7 protein-coding genes are annotated in these 7,006 nt (G+C 62.8%); 2 read left to right on the top strand and 5 right to left on the bottom strand.

The features are described 5' to 3' along the window. Nucleotides 1-266: 266 nt before the first annotated feature. Entirely contained in the window at nucleotides 267-1,205 is a 939-nt protein-coding gene (locus EOA79_RS12245; RefSeq protein WP_348626470.1) for a GlxA family transcriptional regulator, read from the bottom strand. Between the two features lie 288 nt (nucleotides 1,206-1,493). Between EOA79_RS12245 and EOA79_RS32725 the strand changes: the two genes are divergently transcribed. After that, complete coding sequence (locus tag EOA79_RS32725; protein ID WP_164748305.1) at nucleotides 1,494-1,760, top strand: hypothetical protein; 267 nt, start codon at nucleotides 1,494-1,496, stop codon at nucleotides 1,758-1,760. A gap of 254 nt (nucleotides 1,761-2,014) precedes the next feature. Here the strand turns inward: EOA79_RS32725 and EOA79_RS12235 are convergent, their stop codons facing one another. After that, on the bottom strand, nucleotides 2,015-2,200 hold the full coding sequence (locus tag EOA79_RS12235; RefSeq protein WP_066999640.1) for a hypothetical protein: 186 nt from the start codon (nucleotides 2,198-2,200) through the stop codon (nucleotides 2,015-2,017). Nucleotides 2,201-2,415: 215 nt separating this feature from the next. Between EOA79_RS12235 and EOA79_RS12230 the strand changes: the two genes are divergently transcribed. Beyond that, nucleotides 2,416-3,315 (top strand): LysR substrate-binding domain-containing protein, encoded by a 900-nt coding sequence (locus EOA79_RS12230; protein WP_066999645.1) that lies wholly within the window; start codon nucleotides 2,416-2,418, stop codon nucleotides 3,313-3,315. Between the two features lies 1 nt (nucleotide 3,316). On the opposite strand, the gene EOA79_RS12225 is transcribed toward EOA79_RS12230, so the two are convergent. The 3 genes from EOA79_RS12225 to EOA79_RS12215 form a co-directional block, all read right to left on the bottom strand. Beyond that, nucleotides 3,317-4,276: an alpha/beta hydrolase gene (locus tag EOA79_RS12225; protein WP_095825682.1), complete on the bottom strand. Its 960-nt coding sequence runs from the start codon at nucleotides 4,274-4,276 to the stop codon at nucleotides 3,317-3,319. A gap of 231 nt (nucleotides 4,277-4,507) precedes the next feature. Beyond that, nucleotides 4,508-4,693: a hypothetical protein gene (locus EOA79_RS12220; protein WP_067329623.1), complete on the bottom strand. Its 186-nt coding sequence runs from the start codon at nucleotides 4,691-4,693 to the stop codon at nucleotides 4,508-4,510. A 186-nt stretch (nucleotides 4,694-4,879) separates the two neighbouring features. After that, nucleotides 4,880-6,949, bottom strand: a complete 2,070-nt coding sequence (locus tag EOA79_RS12215) for an ASKHA domain-containing protein (protein WP_095825681.1) — start codon at nucleotides 6,947-6,949, stop codon at nucleotides 4,880-4,882. Between the last annotated feature and the right edge of the window lie 57 nt (nucleotides 6,950-7,006).

Here is a 7,006-nt window from a genome sequence, read left to right as displayed (position 1 = left end):
GCCTATGAGAATGCAGGAAGGCGCGGCCGCTCGATCAAGCTCAATCGCAGGGTCCGCGATTTCGGAGGTTCCGGCTGGAACGACCGCATCTCGTCCGCGGAGTGCTATTGCGACCGATATTGAGGTCGTCAAACCGGCGAGCGGTCATAACGCCAGGCTGAAAACCAGCCCGGAATTCTCGGCGCTGAAGGCGCAGTTGACCGAAGACATCCGCATTGAGGCGATACGGACCGCACAGCCGCCGTAGGTTTTCGTAGCCTTGTCGCTTAGGCGGCCAGCAACTGCTTGCGGTCTACGCGCTCCTGCTGCGGCGAGCGGGCATAGAGCTCGCGGTAGCATTTGGAGAAGTGCGAGGCCGAGACGAAACCGCAGGCGACAGCCACTTCCACCACGGGCAGCGACGACTGGATGAGCAAATGCCTGGCGCGGTCGAGCCGGATCTCGAGATAGTAGCGGGCAGGCGAGCGGCCCATCTCGGTGCGGAAGAGGCGCTCGATCTGCCGGCGCGACAGATCGACATGGTCGGCGATCTCGATCAGCGACAGCGGCTCGGAGAGGTTCGCCTCCATCAATTCAATGATGGTCAGCACCTTGGAATTCTGCACACCGAGACGGGCGCGCAGCGGCAGGCGCTGGCGATCCGTCGGGCTGCGCACGCGGTCGGTCAGCACCTGCTCGCAGACGCGGTTGACGAGGCTTTCGTCGAAGTCGTCGCCGATCAGCTTCAGCATCATGTCGAGCGCCGCGGTGCCGCCTGCGCAGGTGTAGACATTCTGGTCGATCTCGAAGAGGTCGGCGAAGACATTGGCCTTGGGAAAGGCCTCCGAGAAGCCCGGCAGGTTTTCCCAATGGATGGCGCAGCGCTTGTTGGAGAGCAGGCCCGCGGCCGCCAGGATGTGCGCGCCGGTGCACAGGCCGCCCACGGCGACGCCGCGGTTGTATTCCTCGCGCAGCCAGGCGAAGGCCGACTTGTTATGATAGCGCTCGACATTCATGCCGCTGCAAACGATCGCCATGTTCGGGCGGTCCGGCCCGGCCATCTTCCTGCGCTCTTCCTCGAGCGAGGTGTTGACGGCGCATTCGACGCCGTTCGAGGCGCGCACGGGCTTGCCGTCGATACTGGCCAGGCGCCAGCTATAGGCCTCGTAGCCGAGCATCCGGTTGGCCGAGCGGAGCGGGTCGAGCGCCGTTGCGAAGGCGATCATGGTGAAGTCGGGGATGAGGAAGAACACAAACGATCTCTTGATCGGGTGCTTGACGGCATTCACGGGAAACCTCACGCGGCCATGACGCGAACAGAATGTCGCTAATAGCATAGCGACATCAGGAAAAATCATTCCTGTCAATCGGCTAGACGGCTAAGCGACGATTAAATTTGCGACACGGGTCGCAAACGGGCAATCGTCGATGGCGCGAGACTGGAGGTTGCTACTTCAGGTTCCAACGAATGCGCCGTCAGAAGAAAAACGCCGCCACGGCGGAGCCGGGCGACGTTGAATTTCATTCAGCGCGACGGCAACCAGGTGCCGTTCGAAACTGCTGTGTCAGGCAACGAAGCCGAGGCGAGCGGCAGCCATGGCGCCGGTCTGGCCGGGCATGGTCTTGGCAAGACGCTGACGCTCAAGAGCGGTCGTCAGGTTCATTTCGCGACGGGGGAACAGGCGGGCAAACAGCTTCATCATCATCTCCATTTGGTTGCTCAGACGGGTCGCCTTCGCTTGATGGAGTGGGGCAGCTCGTTTTTGCTGGCGGTGATATAGGCCTGCTCCAGCCAAAACTAAATCGCAAAAACGAAGCGCTTGTTATGAAAAGCGACATCCCATGCGACTTTTTTGAGCTCTGCGCTCGAAATTTACTATTAGTTACAGCGCTTTAATTCGAAACGGACGTCGCTATGCGAGTGCTTCATATGCGTCATGCGACGGCCGCATGGCTGGAAAAGTTATTTGAGTACAAACAAAAGGGCCTGCCGGTCTGACACGCGGCAGGCCCTTAGCACGTGATGCACACTTATTTACTTGGCTCCGGCCCAGGTTCCCACGCCGTAGCGCAATCCAGTCTTGGCATCGGCGGCTTCCGGCCAGCCGATATCCTTCTGCAGTTCGATCGGCAGCGCATGGATTGCGCGTTCGGTCTGGTAGCGAGCGCGGGCGGCACTGAATTCGGTCGCGAGCCGACCGATAGACGACAGGATAGACATTTTCTTTCTCCTCGATTCGGGCAGCGCCCGGCAATTGGTTACGTCAGGTCTGTTTCAGCTTCATTTCATGTCGAGTGCAGGCCTGTATCATGGTCGTTCGATGGCTGCTTTTGGCAGCATCCTGCATCGATCGAGTTGACTATGCGCTCGAAGTGATGTTCAATCAAACGAAATGGAATGATCATTTGCATCAGAAAAATTGAAGGCAAGCCCTGATGAACGCCCCACTCAACCATCCTTTGCCGCTGCTCGATCTCGACGTGCTGCGCACCTTCGTGGCGATCGCCGAGACCGGCAGCTTCACCACCGCCGCCAATGCGGTGTTCCGCACCCCCTCGGCCGTCTCCATGCAGATCAAGAAGCTCGAAGACATTCTCGGCCGTTCCGTCTTCGCGCGCGACGCGCGCTCGGTGACGCTGACCACGGACGGCGAGATGCTTCTCGGCTATGCCCGGCGGCTTTTGTCGATCAACCGCGAAGTGGTGTCGAAGTTCATCATTCCCGACATTGTCGGTGTGGTCAGGCTTGGCTCCCCGGACGACTATGGCGAGCGCGTGCTGCCTCACGTGTTGAAGCGCTTCGCGCAATCGCATCCGTCGATCGCCGTCGACGTCACCATCGACCAGAGCGTCAATCTGCGCCGCCGCATGGACGACCGTGCGCTCGACATTACGCTGCTCACCAATTCCTACAAGACCAGCGCGGTCGGCGCCGAGGTGCTGCTAACCGAGCCGATCGTCTGGGCCGGCGCCAAGGGCGGCTGCGCGCATCTGCGCGAACCGCTGCCGGTTTCGCTTTGGGAAGAAGGCTGCGCCTGGCGGGCCGGCGCCCTGGAAGCGCTCGGCCGGGAAGGCCGCAACTACCGCATCGCCTATATGAGCGCTCATACCGCCGGCCAGCGCGCCGCCATCATGGCCGACCTTGCCGTCGCGCCGCTGCCGAAGTCCTTCCTCGGCGACGAGATGGTTTCGCTGGGCGCCAAGGACGGCATGCCCGATATCGGCACCTACAATCTCGCCATGGTGGTGGCACCCGATGCCAGCGCGCCGGTGAAGGCGGTTGCCGACCACATCCGCGCGACCTTCGAACTGTTCCGGGAAACCGGCAAGTTCTGAGCTATTCGGCCGCCGGCGCAGGTCGCGCCGCATAAGTGGTTCGGCGCGATGCATGGGCTCGCTGCGGTACGGTCTCGGCTGTGAGGAAGTCGACAATGCTGTCACGTGCGCGCCGCGCTTCCGGCATATCGATCAGCGGCCAGACGTGGAACATGCCTTCCTCGTAGACGACATCGACCTCGATTCCTGCGGCGCGCGCCCGTTCGGCGAAGATCAGATTGTCCGGGCTGAGCAGGTCGCGCGAGCCGGTGAGCAGCAGCGTCTTCGGCAGCACCGAGAGATCGCCGTAGAGCGGGCTGATGTGCCAGTCGGAGCGGTCGATGCCGGCGCTGTAGAGCCGGATCGCCTCGAGCCCGCCGGGGATGCCCAGCCAGGGGTCGTTGCGTTCGGCTTCGAACACTTCCGGATTGGACAAGGACATATCGAGGCCGGGCGAGATCAGCACGTGGCGCGCCGGCGAGGGCAGGCCTTCCTCGGCGGCTATCATGGTGAGCACGACTGCCATGTTGCCGCCGGCGGAATCGCCCATGAAGACGATGTTCTCGGCATTGGTCTCTTGCAGCATGCGCCGGTATACGCCGCCGACCATGCCGAACATGTCATGGAAATTGTACTCCGGCGCGATCGGATAGATCGGCACGGTGATGCCGAAGCCCAGCCGCTCCGCCATCTCGGCAATCAGCACCCAGTGATAGGACGTGATCTGAAAGACGAAGGCGCCGCCATGCAAATAGAGGATACGCCGGCGCTCGCCCGATTTCGGTGCGATCTCATAGACGGGGAAACCATCGACGCTGGTCTCGGCGATATCCAGCCGCGCCTTCAGAAGAGCCGGCGGATGATAGTCTTCGGTCTTGCGGGCGTAGGCGATCCAGCGCTGCAGATTCTCGGGACTGGAAAAGGCCTTCTTGCGGCTGTGCCTGAGAATGAACGAAACGACGTGGCTTTTCAAACTGGGCATACGGAACACGGATCGGTCGAGCCGACTAAGAGAAATTCCCCCTGCTATGCGAAGATTGTAGTTAGGTTGAAAATGTCAAGGTTCGCAGCGGGCACATCGGCGTGATGCGACGGCGGTCGCGTCAACGGCGCCCTGGCAGCAGCGCGGCGCGCAACTTGTTGTCGCCGATCGCCGAGGCCGCTTGCCGGCCTCGGCGCTTGCCGAGCAGCTTACATTTGTCGGCGAAGGTCATCAGCGGGCGGTTCCCAGGAGCAGCGCGTGCAGGGCTGCCTGCGGGTCGCTCGGCGGCGAAGCCGGCCAGCCGATATCCTTCTGCACATGCACGGGCAGGTCGTTGAGCGCGCGGATCGCCTTGCTCCGGGCATGAGCCTGCCTGATGGTCACGCCGAAGCGGCCGAGGTTATCGAACATCGACATAGTGGGTTCCTCCGGAAGGTCGCGCCGGCTCGAAGACATTTCGCGCCAGCCCTTCGGTGGCGGGCTAAATGCGCCCGGCATGTTTCCGGCGGATTTCACGAAAACAGCGTTCCGGTTTCCGGATCGATGGATCCGGAAACATTTGCATGCATACGAACTAAAGAGAGGCGTCGGGCGAAGGGGACCCTATTCGCGCCCACGCCGCGCCGCCCGTTCCTCGCGCGAGCGCCGGCGCGGGGTGGCGTCGCCTGCGGTGCCGTCCTCGCCGACCGTCTTGCGCGGCGGCAGCTTCACTGCGGCCGCGAGCTTCGGGAAAGGGTCGACCTTGTTCGGCAGGGCCATGGCGTAGACGAAGTGCTCCTGGAATTTTGGTTCCAGCGCGGTTTCGATCTTTTCGATCCTGCTCACCGTCTCCTCGATCTCACGGCGGTAGCCGCGATTGAGGAGCGCCATGCGCGCGCCGGCGCCGGCGGCGTTGCCGACGGCCGAGACCTTGTCGAGATCGCAATCGGGAATGAGCCCCAGCACCATGGCGTATTTCGGGTCGATGAAAGAACCGAAGGCACCGGCGAAATGGATGCGGTCGACATGGTCGGTGTGCTGCTTTTCCATCAGCAGCTTGGTGCCGGCGTAGAGTGCCGCCTTGGCGAGCTGGATGGCGCGCACGTCGTTCTGGGTGATGGTGATCTTCGGCTCGCCGTCCTTCAGCACATAGGAGAAGGTGCGGCCGTTGGCGACGATGCGCGGCGAGCGCGCGCCAAGCGATCCGTCGACGACGCCGTCCTCGGAGATTATACCGGCGAGATACATCTCGGCCACCACTTCGATGATGCCGGAGCCGCAAATGCCAGTGACGCCGGTCGCCTGCACGCTTTCGGCAAAGCCCGGCTGATCCGACCAGAGTTCCGAACCGATGACGCGGTAGCGCGGCTCAAGCGTGTCGGGATCGATGCGCACGCGCTCGATGGCGCCGGGCGCCGCGCGCTGGCCGCCGGAAATCTCGGCGCCCTCGAAGGCCGGGCCGGTGGGAGAGGAGGCCGCAACGACGCGCGTGCTGTTGCCGAGCACGATCTCGGCATTGGTGCCAACGTCGACGATCAGCATCATCTCGTCCTGGCGGTGCGGACCCTCGGAGAGCGTGACCGCGGCTGCGTCGGCGCCGACATGGCCGGCGATACAAGGGAGCATATAAAGGCGCGCGCCCTGGTTCAGTTTCAAGCCGAGATCGGAGGCCTTGATGCGCACGGCGCCGGAAATGGCGAGCGCGAACGGCGCGCCGCCGAGCTCGGTCGGATCGATGCCGAGAAACAGATGATGCATGATCGGATTGCCGACGAACACTGCGTCGAGGATGTCGTTGCGCTGGACATTGCCTTCCGCACAGACCTTGTCGACCAGTCCGGAAACGGCCTCGCGCACGGCGACCGTCATGCCCTCGCGGCCGTCCGGGTTCATCATCACGTAGGAGACGCGGCTCATCAGATCCTCGCCGAAGCGGATCTGCGGATTGGAGGTGCCGGAAGAGGCGGCGACGCGGCCCGACAGCAGCGACACGAGATGCATGGCAATGGTCGTCGAGCCGATGTCGCAGGCGAGCCCGTAGGCCTCGTTCTTCAGGCCCGGCCACAGCGCGATGACGCGCGCGATGTCGCTGTCCGCATCCTTGTGGATGGCGGCGGTGGCGGTCCAATTGCCCTTGCGCAGAATGCCCTGCACTTGCGGCATGAGATAGAAGTCGAACTCGACGTTCTTGAAACCCCAGTCCTTCATCAAGGCGATCTTGAGTCGGTCGAGGTCGCCGAGCGGCTTGTGCATGTCGGGCTCTTCAATCTCGACATAGCACATGCGGATTGCCGTATCGCGAGCGATAACCCTGGTGTCGGCTGCCTTGCGGATGGTCTGGGCGTTGATGACCGTGTCCTGCGGCACGTCAATGACGAGGTCGCCGAGAATCTGCGCCGAGCAGGAGAGGCGGCGGCGCTCGGGCAGGCCGCGCACGCGCTCGTAGCGCTCTTCCTTGGCGCCCTTGGGCGAGATGTGGTCGTTGGCAGAGACGATCTTGTGCTTGGCGAAATTGCCTTCCTGCACCTCGATCTGGCAGCGCCCGCAAGTGGCGCGGCCGCCGCACACACTCTCGACATAGACGCCGAGCTGGCGCGCGGCGTCCAGCACCGGCGTGCCAACGGGAAACCGCCCGCGCTTGCCTGACGGCATGAACAGCACAAGCGGATCGGTGATGTTGGGCGGGGGATTCATGCTGGCACGCGTCTCGATGGCAATTGCCGATACCGTTTAACGGATCGTTTTACTGTT

The sequence above is a fragment of the Mesorhizobium sp. M1A.F.Ca.IN.020.03.2.1 genome (genome assembly GCF_004023205.1).
In the GTDB taxonomy this organism is placed as follows: Bacteria; Pseudomonadota; Alphaproteobacteria; order Rhizobiales; family Rhizobiaceae; genus Mesorhizobium.
Note: the sequence above shows the minus strand (reverse complement) of the source record. Positions and strands in the feature narration are given on the sequence as shown.

Excerpts from the sequence above, each read along its gene's own strand:
- EOA79_RS12230 (WP_066999645.1), top strand. The coding sequence starts at position 2,416 with ATGAACGCCCCACTCAACCATCCTTTGCCGCTGCTCGATCTCGACGTG.
- EOA79_RS12220 (WP_067329623.1), bottom strand. The coding sequence starts at position 4,693 with ATGTCGATGTTCGATAACCTCGGCCGCTTCGGCGTGACCATCAGGCAG.
- EOA79_RS12225 (WP_095825682.1), bottom strand. The coding sequence starts at position 4,276 with ATGCCCAGTTTGAAAAGCCACGTCGTTTCGTTCATTCTCAGGCACAGC.
- EOA79_RS12235 (WP_066999640.1), bottom strand. The coding sequence starts at position 2,200 with ATGTCTATCCTGTCGTCTATCGGTCGGCTCGCGACCGAATTCAGTGCC.
- EOA79_RS12215 (WP_095825681.1), bottom strand. The coding sequence starts at position 6,949 with ATGAATCCCCCGCCCAACATCACCGATCCGCTTGTGCTGTTCATGCCG.
- EOA79_RS12245 (WP_348626470.1), bottom strand. The coding sequence starts at position 1,205 with ATGATCGCCTTCGCAACGGCGCTCGACCCGCTCCGCTCGGCCAACCGG.